Annotated in this window: 21 protein-coding genes; all 21 read left to right on the top strand. The window is 41.3% G+C overall.

Features of this window, described 5'->3' with window-relative positions; genetic code table 11:
- Positions 1-536, top strand: a 536-nt coding sequence (locus QZR70_RS06005; protein WP_295793807.1) for a propanediol/glycerol family dehydratase medium subunit, incomplete at its 5' end; no start/stop codon positions are given.
- An 11-nt stretch (positions 537-547) separates the two neighbouring features.
- A complete protein-coding gene (locus QZR70_RS06000) occupies positions 548-1,078 on the top strand; it encodes a diol dehydratase small subunit (protein WP_288581193.1) in 531 nt (176 codons plus the stop codon).
- Between the two features lie 18 nt (positions 1,079-1,096).
- The gene (locus QZR70_RS05995; protein WP_295793805.1) at positions 1,097-2,923 is read left to right on the top strand and encodes a diol dehydratase reactivase subunit alpha; all 1,827 of its coding nucleotides are present in this window, start codon (positions 1,097-1,099) and stop codon (positions 2,921-2,923) included.
- Positions 2,920-3,294 carry a glycerol dehydratase reactivase beta/small subunit family protein gene (locus QZR70_RS05990; protein ID WP_295793803.1) on the top strand — a complete coding sequence of 125 codons (375 nt, stop codon included), beginning with the start codon at positions 2,920-2,922 and terminating at the stop codon, positions 3,292-3,294. Before QZR70_RS05995 ends, QZR70_RS05990 begins: the two co-directional genes overlap by 4 nt.
- Before the next feature lie 27 nt (positions 3,295-3,321).
- Positions 3,322-4,377, top strand: coding sequence for a cob(I)yrinic acid a,c-diamide adenosyltransferase (locus tag QZR70_RS05985; RefSeq protein WP_295793801.1), 1,056 nt, complete (start codon positions 3,322-3,324; stop codon positions 4,375-4,377).
- A 10-nt stretch (positions 4,378-4,387) separates the two neighbouring features.
- Positions 4,388-5,110 (top strand): MIP/aquaporin family protein, encoded by a 723-nt coding sequence (locus tag QZR70_RS05980; protein ID WP_119206720.1) that lies wholly within the window; start codon positions 4,388-4,390, stop codon positions 5,108-5,110.
- An 85-nt stretch (positions 5,111-5,195) separates the two neighbouring features.
- Positions 5,196-5,558, top strand: coding sequence for an ethanolamine utilization microcompartment protein EutS (locus QZR70_RS05975; RefSeq protein ID WP_038117203.1), 363 nt, complete (start codon positions 5,196-5,198; stop codon positions 5,556-5,558).
- A gap of 13 nt (positions 5,559-5,571) precedes the next feature.
- Complete coding sequence (eutP, locus tag QZR70_RS05970) at positions 5,572-6,012, top strand: EutP/PduV family microcompartment system protein (protein WP_295793800.1); 441 nt, start codon at positions 5,572-5,574, stop codon at positions 6,010-6,012.
- An 18-nt stretch (positions 6,013-6,030) separates the two neighbouring features.
- Positions 6,031-7,038: a nicotinate-nucleotide--dimethylbenzimidazole phosphoribosyltransferase gene (locus QZR70_RS05965; RefSeq protein ID WP_119206719.1), complete on the top strand. Its 1,008-nt coding sequence runs from the start codon at positions 6,031-6,033 to the stop codon at positions 7,036-7,038.
- Positions 7,039-7,082: 44 nt separating this feature from the next.
- Positions 7,083-7,364, top strand: coding sequence for a propanediol utilization microcompartment protein PduA (pduA, locus tag QZR70_RS05960; RefSeq protein WP_005385289.1), 282 nt, complete (start codon positions 7,083-7,085; stop codon positions 7,362-7,364).
- 2 nt (positions 7,365-7,366) lie between these two features.
- Positions 7,367-8,209, top strand: coding sequence for a propanediol utilization microcompartment protein PduB (pduB, locus tag QZR70_RS05955; RefSeq protein WP_295793799.1), 843 nt, complete (start codon positions 7,367-7,369; stop codon positions 8,207-8,209).
- Positions 8,210-8,301: 92 nt separating this feature from the next.
- Entirely contained in the window at positions 8,302-8,481 is a 180-nt protein-coding gene (locus QZR70_RS05950) for a hypothetical protein (protein WP_119206718.1), read from the top strand.
- A gap of 65 nt (positions 8,482-8,546) precedes the next feature.
- Entirely contained in the window at positions 8,547-9,077 is a 531-nt protein-coding gene (locus QZR70_RS05945) for a BMC domain-containing protein (protein ID WP_119206717.1), read from the top strand.
- A 26-nt stretch (positions 9,078-9,103) separates the two neighbouring features.
- Complete coding sequence (gene pduA, locus QZR70_RS05940) at positions 9,104-9,379, top strand: propanediol utilization microcompartment protein PduA (protein ID WP_005385294.1); 276 nt, start codon at positions 9,104-9,106, stop codon at positions 9,377-9,379.
- A 6-nt stretch (positions 9,380-9,385) separates the two neighbouring features.
- Positions 9,386-10,006, top strand: coding sequence for a phosphate propanoyltransferase (gene pduL / locus QZR70_RS05935; protein ID WP_119206716.1), 621 nt, complete (start codon positions 9,386-9,388; stop codon positions 10,004-10,006).
- Positions 9,996-10,856 carry an ethanolamine utilization protein EutJ gene (gene eutJ / locus QZR70_RS05930; RefSeq protein WP_295793794.1) on the top strand — a complete coding sequence of 287 codons (861 nt, stop codon included), beginning with the start codon at positions 9,996-9,998 and terminating at the stop codon, positions 10,854-10,856. The genes pduL and eutJ overlap by 11 nt, the downstream gene beginning before the upstream one ends.
- Position 10,857: 1 nt before the next feature.
- Positions 10,858-11,349: a PduM family microcompartment protein gene (pduM, locus tag QZR70_RS05925; RefSeq protein ID WP_119206715.1), complete on the top strand. Its 492-nt coding sequence runs from the start codon at positions 10,858-10,860 to the stop codon at positions 11,347-11,349.
- Positions 11,336-11,602: a EutN/CcmL family microcompartment protein gene (locus QZR70_RS05920; protein ID WP_024066335.1), complete on the top strand. Its 267-nt coding sequence runs from the start codon at positions 11,336-11,338 to the stop codon at positions 11,600-11,602. The genes pduM and QZR70_RS05920 overlap by 14 nt, the downstream gene beginning before the upstream one ends.
- 131 nt (positions 11,603-11,733) lie before the next feature.
- A complete protein-coding gene (locus QZR70_RS05915) occupies positions 11,734-13,164 on the top strand; it encodes an aldehyde dehydrogenase family protein (protein ID WP_119206714.1) in 1,431 nt (476 codons plus the stop codon).
- 11 nt (positions 13,165-13,175) lie between these two features.
- Positions 13,176-14,294, top strand: coding sequence for a 1-propanol dehydrogenase PduQ (locus QZR70_RS05910; RefSeq protein ID WP_119206713.1), 1,119 nt, complete (start codon positions 13,176-13,178; stop codon positions 14,292-14,294).
- 450 nt (positions 14,295-14,744) lie between these two features.
- Positions 14,745-16,458: acyl-CoA dehydratase activase (locus QZR70_RS05905; protein WP_295793790.1), on the top strand; the 1,714-nt coding region annotated here is incomplete at its 3' end.

Raw genomic sequence — 16,458 nt, 5'->3', positions numbered from 1 at the left:
GGCTACAAACTGGTGGCCCTGCACAACCTGGGACTAGCGCAGATGAAGTAGTGATTGCTGTAGGTCCTGCCTTTGGTCGTAGTCAACGACAAACCATCGTTGGTGTACCGCATCAAGAGGTAATTCGTCAATTAGTAGCTGGTATCGAAGAAGAAGGCTTAAAAGCTCGTGTGATTCGCGTATACCGTTCCTCTGACGTAGCAGCTGTAGCCGTTGAAGGTGATTCTATTTCTGGATCCGGTGTATGTATTGGTATTCAATCTAAAGGTACAACCCTAATTCACCAACGAGATTTACAACCACTTTCAAACTTGGAATTGTTCCCTCAAGCACCGCTATTAACAGCTGAAACATACCGTGCTATTGGTAAAAATGCTGCTAAATACGCTAAGGGCGAATCCCCAACACCAGTACCAACATTGAACGATCAAATGGCTCGTCCAAAATACCAAGCATTGTCTGCGTTACTTCACATCAAGGAAACTAAGCATGTAGTAAAAGGTAAGCCAGCTGATGAAGTTCGTGTCACTGTATAAGGAGGTTTACTATGGCTAACGAATTAGAAGCCTTAATTCGGCAGATCGTATCTGAAATAGAAGGGGCGAAAGGCAGTACAACACAGTACTCTACGCCTCATACACCATCTACAACTAATACAGTAGATAGAGTGGTTACAATCGAAGATTATCCGATTGCTAAAAAACATCCAGAATGGATTGATCTTGGTCAAGGCCGTGACTTGAGCCATATTACGATGGATAACGTAATGGCAGGTCACATCACAATGGATGATTTGAAAATTTCTCCATCCATTTTGAAAGCCCAAGGTCAAATTGCTAAGGCTGGGGGCCGTGATCAAATTGAACTCAACTTCTCCCGCGCCGCAGAAATGACGAAAGTTAGCGATAAACGCTTACTTGAAATGTATAATGCACTTCGTCCATATCGTTCTTCTAAACAAGAACTTTTGGATATTGCTAGCGAACTTGATGGTCTAGGTGCTCCAATTTGTGCAAACTTTGTACGAGAAGCTGCTGAAAACTACGAACGTCGTAAAAAACTGAAAGGTGATAATTAACCTATAGGAGATGTCATTATGAAACGAATTGTTGGCATCGATATCGGAAACTCTACAACAGAAGCGGCCTTGGCCGAAATTCATAGCAATGGAGAGGTAAAGTTCTTATCTTCTGCTATTGCTAGCACCACTGGTATTAAAGGAACGCGCGAAAATATCGTAGGCCTCATGGATGCCCTCAAGTCGCTAATCAAGTCTGCTAATCTTACACTACGAGACATTGACTTAATTCGCATTAATGAGGCTACACCAGTTATCGGTGATGTAGCTATGGAGACCATTACGGAAACCATTATTACGGAATCTACCATGATAGGTCACAATCCTAAAACACCAGGTGGTTTAGGACTTGGTGTAGGCTATACAGTTCCTATTGAACAACTCATCGACAAGCCACAAGATAAGCCATACATCGTGGTAGCTCCTAAAATTATCGATTTTGAATTGGTAGCACAGCTTATCAATGCGTACTGTCAACGCGGTTATGATATTCGCGCTGCTATTCTTCAAGCCGATGATGGAGTACTCGTCAATAATCGATTAGATCATAAAATTCCTATCATAGACGAGGTTGCGTATATCGATAAAATCCCAATGGGTATGCTTTCTGCTGTAGAGGTTGTAGAACCGGGGCAAGTGGTATCACAATTATCTAATCCTTATGGTATTGCCACTGTATTTGAGCTTTCACCAGAGGAAACAAAGAATATTGTACCAATTGCTAGGGCCCTCATCGGGAACCGCTCTGCAGTAGTTATTAAAACGCCTGCAGGGGATGTTAAAGAACGGGTAATACCGGCAGGATCCATCATTGTTATGGGGAATGACCGAACTGTATCCGTCGATGTATCTGCAGGGGCAGAAAGAATCATGGAAACCCTTGAATCCGTTCATCCTATTGAGGATATCAGCGGGGAAGCAGGTACGAATGTAGGTGGCATGCTTGAAAAGGTTCGCCTCACAATGGCGCAATTGACGAATAAATCACCTCAAGACGTATATATTCAAGATTTACTAGCTGTAGATGTGGCTGTTCCTATTAATGTGAAAGGCGGCCTTGCAGGTGAGTTCTCCATGGAACAAGCTGTAGGAATTGCCTCTATGGTTAAGTCAGATCATCTACAAATGGAAATCATTGCGAAGCAGGTAGAAAAAGAGTTAGGCGTTCCTGTTGAAATAGGTGGCGAAGAGGCTGAATCAGCTATCTTAGGCGCTTTGACTACACCGGGGACAGCCAAACCAATGGCCATACTCGATTTAGGAGCAGGCTCTACCGATGCATCTATCATCAATCAAGAAGGAAAAATTAAGGCCATTCATCTTGCAGGTGCAGGAAATATGGTAACAATGTTAATCAACTCCGAGCTTGGTTTAGAGGATATGCATATTGCGGAATCTATTAAACGAGATCCATTGGCTCAAGTACTCAGTGTATATCACATTCGTCACGAAGATGGAACGGTGCAGTTCTTTAATGAACCACTTCCGGCAGCATTGTTTGGCCGCGTTGTTATTGTCACTCCTGATGGGCTTGTTCCTGTAGAGCGAGATATCCCACTAGAAACGATTAAACGTGTTCGTCAAACCGCCAAGAAACGGGTGTTTGTAACAAATTCTCTTCGTGCTTTGGCATCTGTTAGTCCTACTCATAATGTGCGAGATATACCATTCGTAGTTATCGTAGGTGGTTCTGCATTAGACTTTGAAATTCCTCAACTCGTCACCGATGCACTTTCACAATATGCATTAGTAGCAGGTCGAGGCAATATTCGAGGCGTTGAAGGTGCACGTAATGCGGTAGCAACAGGTTTGGTATTATCCTATGCACAGAAGGGAGGCCTATGATGGACCAAAGTATCATCAGCAAGCCAACCATATTGCTGTATGCTACACAGCATATCAGTGAGGATGTACTAAGACCTGTTTTACATGGTATTGAAGAGGAAGGTCTACCAGTTGTCATTGAGTCCCACAGTGGTACGCATATGGCATTGGCTGATCTAGCATCTCGTAATTCCGCTTTATCTGTAGGTATAGGCGTTGATGAACAGGCTATTGTATTGACCTATAAAAATATACCAGCTCATCAATTTATCTACCGACTAAGTGGTTACAGTCAATATCCAGATAGCTTACGCACCTTAGGTGTCAATGCAGCTCGCCTTGTAAAAGGAAATCCTTTCGTTTTTGATGAACGATTGGAAGTGGCCTTTTAAATACAACTAACTTGAGAGGTGGTGCATATGGCTATTTATACGAAAACCGGTGATGCAGGTACAACGGCACTTTTTGATGGCACACGGGTACCTAAAAATTCACTTCGTGTGGACACATATGGAACCTTTGATGAATTAAATGCACAGGTTAGTGTATGTGAGAAATTAGTTGTCTCACCAGACAATAAACATGTGCTTCACACATTACAACATCAGCTCTTCCGCTTATGTGCGGAGGTAGCAACGCCTCATGTAGAAAATCTTAGTGAAAGCAGCAACTTGATTTCACAACAAGATATTAGCGATTTGGAACGTTTGATCGATGACTATACAAAGCGATTACCACAGCAACATAGCTTTATATTAAGCGGAAATTATTTATCTGCTGCAGAGCTACATGTGGCTCGCACAATCTGTCGTCGCGGTGAACGGTTACTTATTAGCTTAGGTTCTGTAGAACCAATTCGCGATGAGGTTCGAAAATTTATAAATCGATTATCTGATGCTCTTTATATCATGGCTCGTATGGAAGACTATGTGCAATTTGTAGAAACAATTGTAGAGCGCGTAGCAGAACGTGTTAAGAACAGTCATGCTGAAGTACTGGCGGAAACGAATCGGAGCTTATGGCATATGGGGCATACTACTGAAAATGGAGTTAGTTATATGGCAACTAGAACAAAGCTAGAAGAAATTATGACGAAACTTTCACAAGCAGCCATGGACTATGCTCAGTCCATAGGTGTACCTATCGTTGTATCTATAGTAGATGCAAACGGTGTATTAATGTATTTCCATCGTATGTCAGATGCATTGCTCATCAGCAACGATATCGCACAGGCAAAGGCGTATACTGCAGTAGCTCTCAAAGCGGCAACTCATGAAGTACATCAAAGTGCACAGCCTGATGGCGATCTATTCAACATTGAATCCATGGTAAATCGTAAAATCTGTACCTTTGGTGGAGGTTATCCGATCATCATCGACGGCGAAATTGTCGGTGGTTTCGGCATTAGCGGTGGCACTGTGGCAGAAGATATGGACATTGCATCTCATGCATTACAATCTTTGTTAACTCGATGAGGTGAAAACAATGGACGTAACGCAAATGTATATTAGTGAGTTTGTTGGTACTGCCGTTCTAATTGCATTTGGTAACAGTACAAATGCATCAATTTTATTAAAGAAAACCATCGTTAGTATTTTTGGAACTAACTGGTTACACATTATCTTTGGATGGGCCTTTGCCGTTTCCTTTGGTGTATACGTAGGTATTACACTTGGTGGCCCTGGTCATTTGAATCCAGCAGTTACCTTTGCCCTTGCTGTAGCTGGTATATTCCCTTGGGATCAAGTTATTCCAATGTCCATAGCGCAAATTGCAGGTGGTTTTACTGGTGCTGCCATTGCTGCACTGTTCTATTATCCACATTTTAAAGTAACAGGTCCTGATGAAGGGAACTGTGTAGGGATTTTTGCAACAGGTCCAGCCATCGATAATAAACCTTTCAATTTGATATCCGAAATTATAGCTACGTTTATGTTTATGTTAGCTATTCTCTGCTTAGGTAAAATGGCTGATGGTTTAGCACCTATGGTCATCGGTATCTTGGTAGCATCCATAGGTATGTCCTTTGGTGCAACTACTGGATATGCGTTAAATCCAGCGCGCGACTTTGGTCCACGGTTAGCATATTTCTTACTACCAATTCCTAATAAGGGAACTGCAAACTGGCAATATGCGTGGGTACCATTTATTGGCCCATTGATCGGCGCAGGCTTAGCCGTATTATTCTTCCAATTAGTGGCACCTTAACTCTAGCTAGAGTATATAAAACAAAAACGAATCATAGTTTATCAGGATAGTTCAAAGAAATTATTTTGAATTAGGAGGAGATTATATGGCCTTTCAAGAGGTAATTGATGCAAAACAGCGCATCATACAAGAATTTGTACCCGGAAAGCAGGTTACGATAGCCCATGTTATTGCCAATCCTAAACCAGACCTATTTAGAAAAATGGGGCTCGAGGAAAAAGGTAGAAATGCCATTGGGATTCTTACTATAACACCTGGCGAAGGGACCATTATTGCAGCCGATATTGCAAGTAAATCCGGTGATATCGAAATCGGTTTCATCGATAGATTTTCGGGGGCACTTCTCATAACTGGTGATGTATCTGCTGTTGAATCTGCATTGCGCAGCGTAATTGAAGGATTGCAACGCATATTAGGATTTTTTCCAACAGATTTAACAAGATCCTAATGAAAGGGTAATTATGAGCACCGAAAAGAAAGAAAAACGCATCCTTCTAGTAGGACGTAGCGGTTGTGGTAAAACTACATTAGCCGATACGATTACCCATGGCTCGGCTACGTATCATAAGACACAAGCCATAACGAGAGTGGGAAACTTCATCGATACCCCTGGAGAATATATGGAAAATCCTAATTACTATCGAGGCATTATCTTGCACGCCTATGATGCGGACTTAGTGATTTTTATGATTCCTGCAGGTGATGAAACAACCATATTTCCACCAAGCTTTGGGAACTCCCTCAATCGCGAAGTTATAGGCGTTGTGTCAAAGGTAGATACGGGCAAAGATGTTGAGGCACCTAGGCGCAATCTCAAACTAGCGGGAGCCACTAAGATTTTTGAAATATCAGTTCACGACGAAGAGTCGTTAGAACAATTATGTAACTACATATATAGTTAGTTGAAAGAAGGTTTTTCCATGGACAAAGTTTTTGAAGAACAACTTAATCAATTTATTTTAAATAAGGCGATCATTCCAAAAAGCTTGGGTCTATGGGAACGATATTTCAAGAAAATGTGTCTTGCTTGGCAGGATATGAAACCTGAGATTCATGCTCAGCATATTATCTTTTCGGCAGATAATGGTATTTCCGTTGATGGTCTAATCGGTTATAACTATGAGATTACCCGTAAACAGTCTCAGAATATGATTGATGGTAAAAGTGCAGTTGCTAATTATTGTATCTTTAACCATATTCCTTACGAAGTGGTAGATGTAGGCATTGCTTGTCCACAAGGTATTGGGGTGAATCGAAAGGTTGCTCAAGGCACAAAGAATATATTAGACGGTGCTGCTATGAGCGCTGAAGAATTTGACCTAGCGTACCAAGCTGGATATAACCGCGTTGTCTACTACGCAGAATCTGGTATCAATCTATTTTCCTTCGGTGAAATGGGTGTTGGTAATACCACAACTTCAGCAGCTGTCTTAAGTGGTCTTACAAAACTAGACCCACGGATAACTGTAGGTCCTGGATCTGGTCCTGATGAAGAGGCGTACATGAATCAAAAACGAGAATTTGTACGTACTGCACTATCTCATCATAAGGGACACTTAAATAGTCCAAAAGAGGTAATCAGCCGCGTAGGTGGCTTTGATATAGCCGCTATTACCGGTGCTATGGTAGCTTGTACGGACTTACATATCCCATTTGTTATCGATGGTTATATAACAGCAGTTGCTATGGCTTGTGCTACTCAAATGAATGGAGACGCTCCATTATATGGCATTCCATCTCATTATTCTCGTGAGGTAGGGATGGCAGCAGCATTAGCCTATGCAAATATTCGTCTTGATGAAGTTCCAATCCATGGGCAAATGGCATTAGGTGAAGGAACTGGTGCCGTATTAATGGTACAACTGCTTAAAACAGCACACTTTGCCTTTATGAATATAGGCACTATGGTGGAACTATTAGAAAAATAAATTTGTAATCTTTGCTCTATGTTTTGTAAAAGGAGAGAAAACAGATGACACAAGAAGCATTAGGTATGGTGGAAACTAAGGGCCTAGTAGGCGCTATTGAAGCAGCAGATGCAATGCTTAAAGCAGCTAATGTAGAACTCGTAGGGAATGAAAAAATTGGCTCTGGTCTCGTTACTGTTATGGTTCGCGGTGATGTAGGTGCTGTAAAAGCTGCTGTAGACGCAGGTGCAGCCGCTGCAGAACGCGTAGGCATTGTTATCTCTACTCATGTAATTCCAAGACCACATAAAGATGTAGAAGGTATTTTACCAACAAAGGGTGAATAATTATGGCCGATACTAAAAGTATGGTAGATGAGATTTTAAAGCGTGTATTGATGCGTATCGATGGTGCTGATTTAAGCAAAATTACAGGCGCAACAGGTAATGCATCATGTGCTTCGTCACCTGTAAGTTCACCTACTACAAATCAATTACAAACTTCAATGATTACTGAACATGTAGGCAGTACTACAACAGGCGATACAATTGGCCTTGTAATTGCCAATGTAGACAGTCAAGTATTGGAAGCTATGAAGCTCACTAAGTCATATCGATCTATCGGTATCTTAGGTTCACGTACAGGTGCAGGGCCGCAAATCATGGCCGCTGATGAAGCTGTAAAAGCAACGAATACTGAGATTGTTAGCATTGAACTTGCCCGTGATATGAAAGGTGGCGCCGGTTCTGGTTCCCTTATCATATTTGGTGGCGATGACGTATCTGATGTAAGACGTTCTGTAGAGGTAGCATTGCGTGAATTAGAACGTACCTTCGGCGAGGTATATATGAACGAAGCTGGTCATGTGGAGGTTCAATATACAGCTCGCGCAGGAGAAGCATTAGTGACTGCCTTTGGGACACCAGAAGGTAAAGCCTTTGGCTTGATCGTTGGGGCCCCAGCAGCTATTGGTGTAGTTATGGCAGATACAGCAGTTAAATCAGCGAATGTAGATGTAGTAGGCTATCGTTCTCCATCGAGTTCAGCTATGAGTAATGAAGTTATTTTACAAATCAGTGGTGATTCTGGCGCTGTTAAACAAGCTGTAAAAGCAGCACGTGATGTAGGATTAGCTTTACTAGAAACTATGGGAGACAGACCTAAGAATAAAGGTAATGCTTACATTATTTAATGAATATTATTTCAAAGAGTCAAATATTCATTACATATCATTATCACGTCGCAATAGATGATACTTTCACAATGTGAATAGGAGGATTCATAATGGCAGAACTAAATGAACAAATGTTACGGGCTATCATTATGGACATAATAGATGAAGTAGGTATGCTCAAGGATGAGCCTGTTCAGGCGACACCGAAAGAAGAACCTAAAACAGAATCTCAAGAACCAGAATTAAAAGATTTGATTCGTCAAATGTTAGTAGATATGCAACGTAGCTAACGTTATAGGAATGCATGAATCCTGTTGCGAATCATCAACAGAAATAGACGTCGGGAGGTGGCATAGTGAAAGATTCACTAGGGTTACTAGAAGTAGCTGGTTTACTGGGGGCTATCACCGCATCAGATGCAATGGTTAAAGCTGCAAATGTACGGTTGATAGGCATAGAAAAGGCGAGAGGCCTTGGCTGGATGACAGTAAAGGTTGCCGGTGATGTAGCAGCTGTGGAAGCGGCTATTCAGACTGGTGTAGCTCTTACAAAAGGAATGAACCTGTATGTAGCTCATAAGGTAATTCCACGGCCTGCAGAAGGCTTAGTAGAATCCTTTAATGATGACTTTACAGATAAGCCAGCTAAAGTATTTGATGATACACAGTTAACTAAGGCGAGTGCTAGTGTTCAAGAAACTAAAGAAATTATAGAAACTGAACCAGTCAAAGCTGAAGTTATAACTTCTAAAACAGAGAAACCCAAAATAGATGAAAAGGTTGTTGAAGTATTAGATGAAATTGTATCTACCATCATAGAACCGAAAAGTTCTAAGTCCACAGGTACAAAGAAAACAACACCAAAGAAAAACTCTAAAAAGAAATAAAGTAGTAAATAATAAAGGAGATTATCATGAATAACGCATTAGGCATGGTAGAAACAAAAGGTTTAGTAGGCGCAATTGAAGCAGCTGACGCAATGGTAAAAGCAGCTAACGTTACATTAGAAGGTACTGAAAAAATTGGTTCCGGTCTTGTAACTGTAATGGTTCGCGGTGATGTAGGCGCTGTAAAAGCAGCGGTTGATGCAGGCTGTGCAGCAGCACAAAAAGTAGGCGAAGTAGTATCTACTCATGTAATTCCACGCCCTCATAGCGACGTAGAATTAATCTTACCTAAGAAAGGATAATAGCTTATGGATCGGGAACAGATTCGTGCTATCGTACGAGAAGTGATCGAAGCCATGTTCGAATCGTCCATTCCCGTAGGTGTGAGCAATAGACATGTCCATCTATGTCAGGCGGACTGGGATGTATTATTCCCGAATCAGGCTATTACTAAGAAAAGTGACTTAAAACAAACTGGAGAGTTTGCTTCAGAACAAACTGTTACTTTAGTGGGGCCTAAAGGGGTCATTCAAAATGTCCGCGTACTAGGTCCTCTTAGAAAGCAGTCACAAGTGGAGGTATCGTTGACCGATGCTCGTGCATTGGGTATAAAACCTCCTATTGTGCTATCTGGTCATTTAGAATCAGCCGTAGAGATTACTCTATGTACTGAAAACGGGGAAATAACAAAACCTATTTGTATCGTTGCAAAGCGACATATTCATATGTCGCCTGATGATGCAAAACGGCTTAATGTAAACGATGGCGATAGCGTTAATGTTGAACTTCAAACGCCAGAACGCACCACTGTATTTGGTGATGTCATCGTTCGGGCCGTGCCTGGTTTTGTCCTAGAACTCCATATTGACACAGATGAGGCAAATGCTGCCAATGTACAAGGTACAGTGATGGCGAGAATTGTACAGTAAAGTAGGTGATATGATGAAGGGTTTGAAAAAGGCAAATAATACATTGCAAGAGTTCTCTGATCTTGTAGAGTCCAAACAAGTGAGCTCTCATAATCAAAAGAATTTGCGCGTAGGTATTGACCTTGGTACATCATCTATTGTCCTATCCGTAGTTAACGACAAAGGTAAACCTATATATGGCGCTTTTGAATACAACGAATCTATTCGAGATGGCCTTGTAGTTGACTATGTGGGAGCTGTTACGATTACGAGAGCTTTAAAGGCTAAGGCGGAAACTGCCTTAGGCACAGAGCTTGTATATGCCGCAGCAGCTGTTCCACCTGGAACGATAGGCAAGAATAAAGAGGTAGTAGGTCATGTTCTTGAAAGTGCCGGTTTTGAAGTAACCTGCATTTTAGACGAGCCTACCGCTGCTGCTAATGTGCTAGGAATCACCGATGGCGCTGTTATTGACGTCGGTGGTGGTACTACGGGCATAAGCATTTTAAAAGATGGCCAAGTTGTATATACCGTAGATGAGCCTACAGGAGGCACTCATATGAACCTCGTGATTAGCGGGGCCTATGGGATTTCCATCCCTGAAGCAGAGGCTTATAAGCGCAATGAAGCGAATAAACGTGATGTATATGCAACCATACGGCCTGTGGTTGAAAAAATGGCAGCTATTTCTAAGCGTGCGTTACATGAGGGTGGCTATGAAAAGGGGACTCCTATTGTTGTTGTGGGCGGTGCTTCTAATTTTGAGGAGTTCACAAAGACTTTCAGTCAATATATAGGTTTACCTGTTCATAAGCCACTGTATCCAGAATTTGTAACGCCCTTAGGGATTGCCATGGGAAGTGAGCATTAATATGGATGCATTAGTTAAACTGGTGCTAGAACGCCTAGAAAAGCGCATGACATCCACTGCTACTTTTATGGTCACAGAGTGCAATAGCTATGATGAGCATATATTGTTGCAGAACCAACTCATTTCTTTCGCTGGTATAGATTATGGTCATATACGAGAGTTAATGCGCGATACATTGGTGCCTTGGGTTGCCTATTTACATCGTGCATTAGCGTATGACTGTGAGGTGACGATACACCTAGCAGTTCCTGTAACCTCGTTGATGAATCCATCAGTCATTCTAGATTGGCCTATCAAATTTCTAGATAAATTTGGTCGTCCTATATATGCCAGTCATCAAGCGTGGATAACGGCCTCTTTTGTTAGATCTTGTGAAAGTCAGTCTATTATCGTCATATATAGGGGACAACGGTTCACCATGGCTGCTCGAGATGAAATCGAGCGCTTAGGTATCACAATAATTGAAGGGAACGAGAAGTATGCAAGTCGGTAAAGTTGTGGGTAGTATCGTATCTACTCAAAAGCATGAATCTCTAAAGGGAATGAAACTGATGATGGTAGATATTCTCGATGGAGAACAAGAGTTGACGGGGCGCATAGAAATCGCCGTCGATACAGTATGTGCTGGTGAAGGTGAATATGTGCTTCTAACTCGAGGCTCATCGGCACGGCATATTTTCGAAGATGATAAAGGCACCGCAGTAGATTGTGCTATTGTGGGTATTATTGATAGTTTTGAAAAATAATTGTATAGGAAATAGCTGGTGCCAGAGTTAAACCTAGTTATTGTGTCACATCATGAATATATCCTTGATTGTGTACACCGTTAGTTGACATGGTCATTGCATCAGCAATGCAACCTATATGGAGGTTCATGATGGAAAACAATACACAGTTGAAAGAAATGATCCGCTCCATGGTTATAGATATATTACAGGGGCAAAAGCAAGAAATGGCCTCATCACAACCTATTAAACAAGTGCCTAGAGGTCAATTTGAGCCAGGTGTATTTGATACGGTTGATGAAGCAATTCAAGCTGCAAAAGCAGCGCAAGCGCGCTTTGAAGATTGCACCTTGGCAACCCGTGAAAAGGTAATAGCAGACATCCGTGCTGCCATGCGTCCACGAGTGCAAGAGCTGGCTCAAAAAACTGTTGAAGAAACAGGAATGGGTCGTGTTGCAGATAAAGTATTGAAATTAAATCTTACACTCGATAAAACACCGGGTGTAGAAGATCTCGTTACAGAGTGTGAAACTGGTGACAACGGTATGACATTATATGAATTGTCTGCCTACGGTGTTATCGGTGCTATTACACCAAGTACAAATCCAGCAGAAACGTTAATATGTAATACCATCGGTATGCTAGCAGCAGGGAATGCTGTATTCTTTAGTGTTCATCCTGGAGCTAAGCATCTTAGTCGATTGCTTGTTAGTGAACTTAACCAAATCATCGCTAAATCGATTGGTATTGAAAACCTTATCGTTACACTTCGTGAGCCATCTATTGAGTCTGCTCAAGAGATGATGTTACACCCAGATGTGAGCCTGTTAGTTGTTACTGGTGGTCCTGGGGTTGTAAAACAAGCGCTTCAAAGTGGCAAAAAGGTTATCGGTGCCGGTGCTGGTAATCCACCAGCCTTTGTAGATGAAACAGCAGATATTAAAAAGGCGGCTCAAGATATCGTTCTCGGTGCTAGCCTCGATAATAATATTCTATGTATCGCTGAAAAGAGCGTCGTTGCCATGCGTCAAATTGAGCCACAGCTAGTTCAAGAAATGGTGAAAGCAGGATGCGTCCTCATTGAAAATCAACAAGATATTCAACGCTTAGTGGATTTAACTGTATTACCGAATGGGACACCAAATAAACAGTTTGTCGGTAAGAATGCAAGCGTCATTCTTGATGCGGCACATATTCCGTACAACGGTGATCCACGATTAATCATCATGCGTACACCAAAAGACCATCCATTTGCAGTGATTGAAATGTTAATGCCTATTCTACCTGTTGTAACGGTAGATAGCTTTGATGAAGGTCTCGATGTATGCTTGATGTTAGAAGCGGGCTTACATCATACGGCAACCATGCATTCTTTGAATATGGAACGCCTCAATCGTATGGCCCGTAAGATGAAAACATCTATTTTTATTAAGAATGGTCCATCCTATGCAGGGCTTGGTTTTAGTGGTGAAGGTACGACAACCTTTACAATTGCTACACCTACTGGGGAATCTACTACATCAGCACGTTGCTTTGCACGCCGTCGTAGATGTTGCTTAACAACAGGATTCAATATTCGATAGGTGGTGAGCATATGAATAAATGGACTTTTCCAACCCAAATTTATGCAGGACCAGATTCGTTGAATCGTCTTACAGAATTTAATAATGAATCCATCCTTATCATATGTGATCCATTTTTAAAAGATTCTCCGAGCCTTACGTATGTGATGGGATTAATGGATAGTAAAAATAAGGTGACTATTTATACTGATGTAGTACCTGATCCACCTATAACCCATGTTGTAAAGGGCATTGAATTTATGGAAGGTATTAAACCGACCGTTATCATTGCCATTGGTGGGGGATCCTGCATCGATATGAGCAAAGGTATAGCATATTTCGGTCGTAAGCTAAAGCATATGGATATTAAATCCTTCATCGCAGTTCCTACTACTAGTGGCACAGGATCTGAAGTAACCGCCTTTGCTGTTCTTACAGATAGCGAAACGCAAATTAAGTATCCTCTTGTGGATGATGCGGTATTACCTGATGAAGCTTTATTAACGCCATTGTTTGTAAAAACATCTCCACCAAATGTTACTGCATTTAGTGGGATGGATGTACTTGTTCACGCTCTTGAAGCCTATGTGGCAACGGCGGCAAATAATTTTACTGATGCATTGGCACAACAAGCGATTGAGCTTGTTTTTGAATATTTACCAAAATGTCATAAGCCAACAGCAACAGAACAAGACCGCATGTCTATGCACGAAGCATCATGCCTTGCAGGGCTTTCCTTTAACAAGGCTGGCGTAGGTATCGTTCATGCCATGGCTCATCAGTTGGGAGGACAATTCCATGTGCCTCATGGCCTAGCTAATAGTATGCTCTTGCCGTATGTAATTGGATTTAATTGCTCCCACAATCCGGCGGTAGCTAAAAAATATGCTCATTTATCTGCTAAATTAGGCTTTGCAGATCATAATGCGTCAGAGGTGGATAAATTAGCTGCTCTTATAGAAGCTATCGTTACATTGCAACATACATTAGACTGTCCAATGAATCTGACAGCCTTTGGTGTAGATAAAGCTGTATCGGAAACTAAGCTCGACCTTATGGCAGATAGAGCACTAGAGGATATGTGTTACAGATTTAATCCATATCCAGCTAACCATGATGATCTTATTGGTTTATATAAAAAAGTATTGTAATTTATATAGATTGAGTACTATATAGATTGAATACTAAAACTAGAAATATAAGACTGAAAAAAGAGACTTTAATGATTTCATTGAAGCCTCTTTTTTATTTGTATAGGAATAGATAGTATTACTGAGGTTATGTGCTATTAGATACACCTTTTTTCATCTTAGAATGATATAATAATTTTTACATCCTATCACGATGTAGAGGTGTTATTCAAATTTAGTCATATTTCCTATAACTCTTTGGAATATAGAATAACATAGATTTTATCTACATTTGTTGTATAATATGTATAGGATATTTAAAAAATTAGATATTTTTGTGAAAGCTTATCCTTGTCTAAATTTAATTAGAAGTTTTGTACATTTTATATGAGATTCATGCTAAATGTACTACTTTCACAAAATGAGTATGATCTTGTGTGGTCATACGGTTTTTGAAAAAGAGAGGTATTTATGCAACACATGCTACGCATGGGTATTGACGTGGGCTCTACAACTGTTAAGGTTGTACTATTAGACGAACACGATAATTATTTGTATAAAAAGTACATACGCCATTATGCGAACATTTTGGACACCGTATATACCTTGCTCCAAGAGGCTCAAGTGGGTCATGAAGATGATCTAGTTCATGTATGTATTACCGGTTCTGGTGGTATGGCGATGGCTGAAAAGGTACGCATTCCATTCGTACAAGAGGTTATTGCTGAAACACGTGCTGTAAAAGCACTCTATCCAGAAACTGATGTTATCATCGAACTTGGTGGTGAAGATGCGAAGGTTACCTATTTGGGTCAAACGGCAGAACACCGTATGAATGGCTCTTGTGCTGGTGGTACAGGTGCTTTCATCGACCAAATGGCGACATTATTGCAAACAGATGCATCTGGCCTTAACCAATTGGCTATGAATTCTGATACGATTTATCCAATTGCAGCACGCTGTGGTGTATTTGCTAAAACCGACGTACAAGCTTTGTTAAACCAAGGCGCATCTCATGAAAATATTGCAAAATCCGTATTCCAAGCGATTGTAAACCAAACAATTGCGGGCCTTGCATGCGGTCATAAAATTGAAGGTAATGTAGCGTTCCTTGGCGGTCCATTGACATTCTTGTCTGAATTGCGCCAATGCTTCTGTGATACCTTAGAACTAGATGAAGCGCATCGCATTATCCCTGAGAATGGTGAATTATTCATCGCTTTAGGGGCGGCTTTGATGAAAGAAGACTGTCGTGAGATTACAGTTGGTCAATTAACAAAAGAAATTGGTGCCCTCATCGGTATTCCTATGGAGGCTACAGATCGTGTAGAACCTCTATTTAAAAATGAACAAGAATTAGAAGAATTCCGCGCTCGTCATGCTAAGGCTGTAACGCCAAAGGCGAATATTGAAGATGCGCAAGGTCCATGTTACCTTGGTATTGATGCTGGTTCTACCACACTTAAGGTAGTTCTCATCAATAGTAATAAGGAAATTATCTTCTCTCACTATGGTCCAAACCATGGTAAACCATTAGAAAAATCTCGTGAAATGATCGAGAAAATTTATGAACTGTTACCAAAAGGCGCGTATATTGCGCATTCTGGTGTAACTGGTTACGGCGAAGCGTTCCTTAAACGCGCCCTTGGCATCGATATCGGTGAAGTAGAAACAATGGCTCACTATCGTGCAGCTCGTTACTTCTGCCCTGATGTATCCTTTATCTTGGACATCGGCGGTCAAGATATGAAATGCTGTAAGGTTCGTGATGGCTATATCGAAGATATCGTATTGAACGAAGCGTGTTCCTCTGGTTGCGGCTCCTTTATCGATACATTTGCATCCGGTCTACGCATTCCAATTGACCAATTTGCGAAGGAAGGTTTGTTGGCATCCTTGCCAATCGACTTGGGCTCTCGTTGTACCGTATTTATGAACTCTAAAGTTAAGCAGGCTCAAAAAGAAGGTGCTACGGTACAAGATATCGCAGCAGGCCTTGCTTACTCTGTTATTAAAAATGCCCTTTATAAGGTTCTTAAGGTAAAAGATCCTAAAGAATTGGGCGATCATATCGTTGTACAAGGCGGTACATTCTACAATGAATCCGTATTGCGTGCCTTCGAGAAATTGATGGGCGTAGAAGTAATTCGACCTGACGTATCTGGCTTGATGGGTGCTTATGGTA

The sequence above is a fragment of the uncultured Veillonella sp. genome, assembly GCF_900545205.1.
Classification (GTDB): Bacteria; Bacillota; Negativicutes; order Veillonellales; family Veillonellaceae; genus Veillonella.
This window is presented reverse-complemented; position numbering and strand designations above follow the sequence as displayed.

Excerpts from the sequence above, each read along its gene's own strand:
- QZR70_RS05985 (WP_295793801.1), top strand. The coding sequence starts at position 3,322 with ATGGCTATTTATACGAAAACCGGTGATGCAGGTACAACGGCACTTTTT.
- pduA (WP_005385289.1), top strand. The coding sequence starts at position 7,083 with ATGACACAAGAAGCATTAGGTATGGTGGAAACTAAGGGCCTAGTAGGC.
- eutP (WP_295793800.1), top strand. The coding sequence starts at position 5,572 with ATGAGCACCGAAAAGAAAGAAAAACGCATCCTTCTAGTAGGACGTAGC.
- QZR70_RS05975 (WP_038117203.1), top strand. The coding sequence starts at position 5,196 with ATGGCCTTTCAAGAGGTAATTGATGCAAAACAGCGCATCATACAAGAA.
- QZR70_RS06000 (WP_288581193.1), top strand. The coding sequence starts at position 548 with ATGGCTAACGAATTAGAAGCCTTAATTCGGCAGATCGTATCTGAAATA.
- pduA (WP_005385294.1), top strand. The coding sequence starts at position 9,104 with ATGAATAACGCATTAGGCATGGTAGAAACAAAAGGTTTAGTAGGCGCA.
- QZR70_RS05915 (WP_119206714.1), top strand. The coding sequence starts at position 11,734 with ATGGAAAACAATACACAGTTGAAAGAAATGATCCGCTCCATGGTTATA.
- QZR70_RS05950 (WP_119206718.1), top strand. The coding sequence starts at position 8,302 with ATGGCAGAACTAAATGAACAAATGTTACGGGCTATCATTATGGACATA.
- QZR70_RS05910 (WP_119206713.1), top strand. The coding sequence starts at position 13,176 with ATGAATAAATGGACTTTTCCAACCCAAATTTATGCAGGACCAGATTCG.
- pduM (WP_119206715.1), top strand. The coding sequence starts at position 10,858 with ATGGATGCATTAGTTAAACTGGTGCTAGAACGCCTAGAAAAGCGCATG.
- QZR70_RS05965 (WP_119206719.1), top strand. The coding sequence starts at position 6,031 with ATGGACAAAGTTTTTGAAGAACAACTTAATCAATTTATTTTAAATAAG.
- pduB (WP_295793799.1), top strand. The coding sequence starts at position 7,367 with ATGGCCGATACTAAAAGTATGGTAGATGAGATTTTAAAGCGTGTATTG.
- QZR70_RS05995 (WP_295793805.1), top strand. The coding sequence starts at position 1,097 with ATGAAACGAATTGTTGGCATCGATATCGGAAACTCTACAACAGAAGCG.
- QZR70_RS05980 (WP_119206720.1), top strand. The coding sequence starts at position 4,388 with ATGGACGTAACGCAAATGTATATTAGTGAGTTTGTTGGTACTGCCGTT.
- QZR70_RS05920 (WP_024066335.1), top strand. The coding sequence starts at position 11,336 with ATGCAAGTCGGTAAAGTTGTGGGTAGTATCGTATCTACTCAAAAGCAT.
- QZR70_RS05990 (WP_295793803.1), top strand. The coding sequence starts at position 2,920 with ATGATGGACCAAAGTATCATCAGCAAGCCAACCATATTGCTGTATGCT.
- pduL (WP_119206716.1), top strand. The coding sequence starts at position 9,386 with ATGGATCGGGAACAGATTCGTGCTATCGTACGAGAAGTGATCGAAGCC.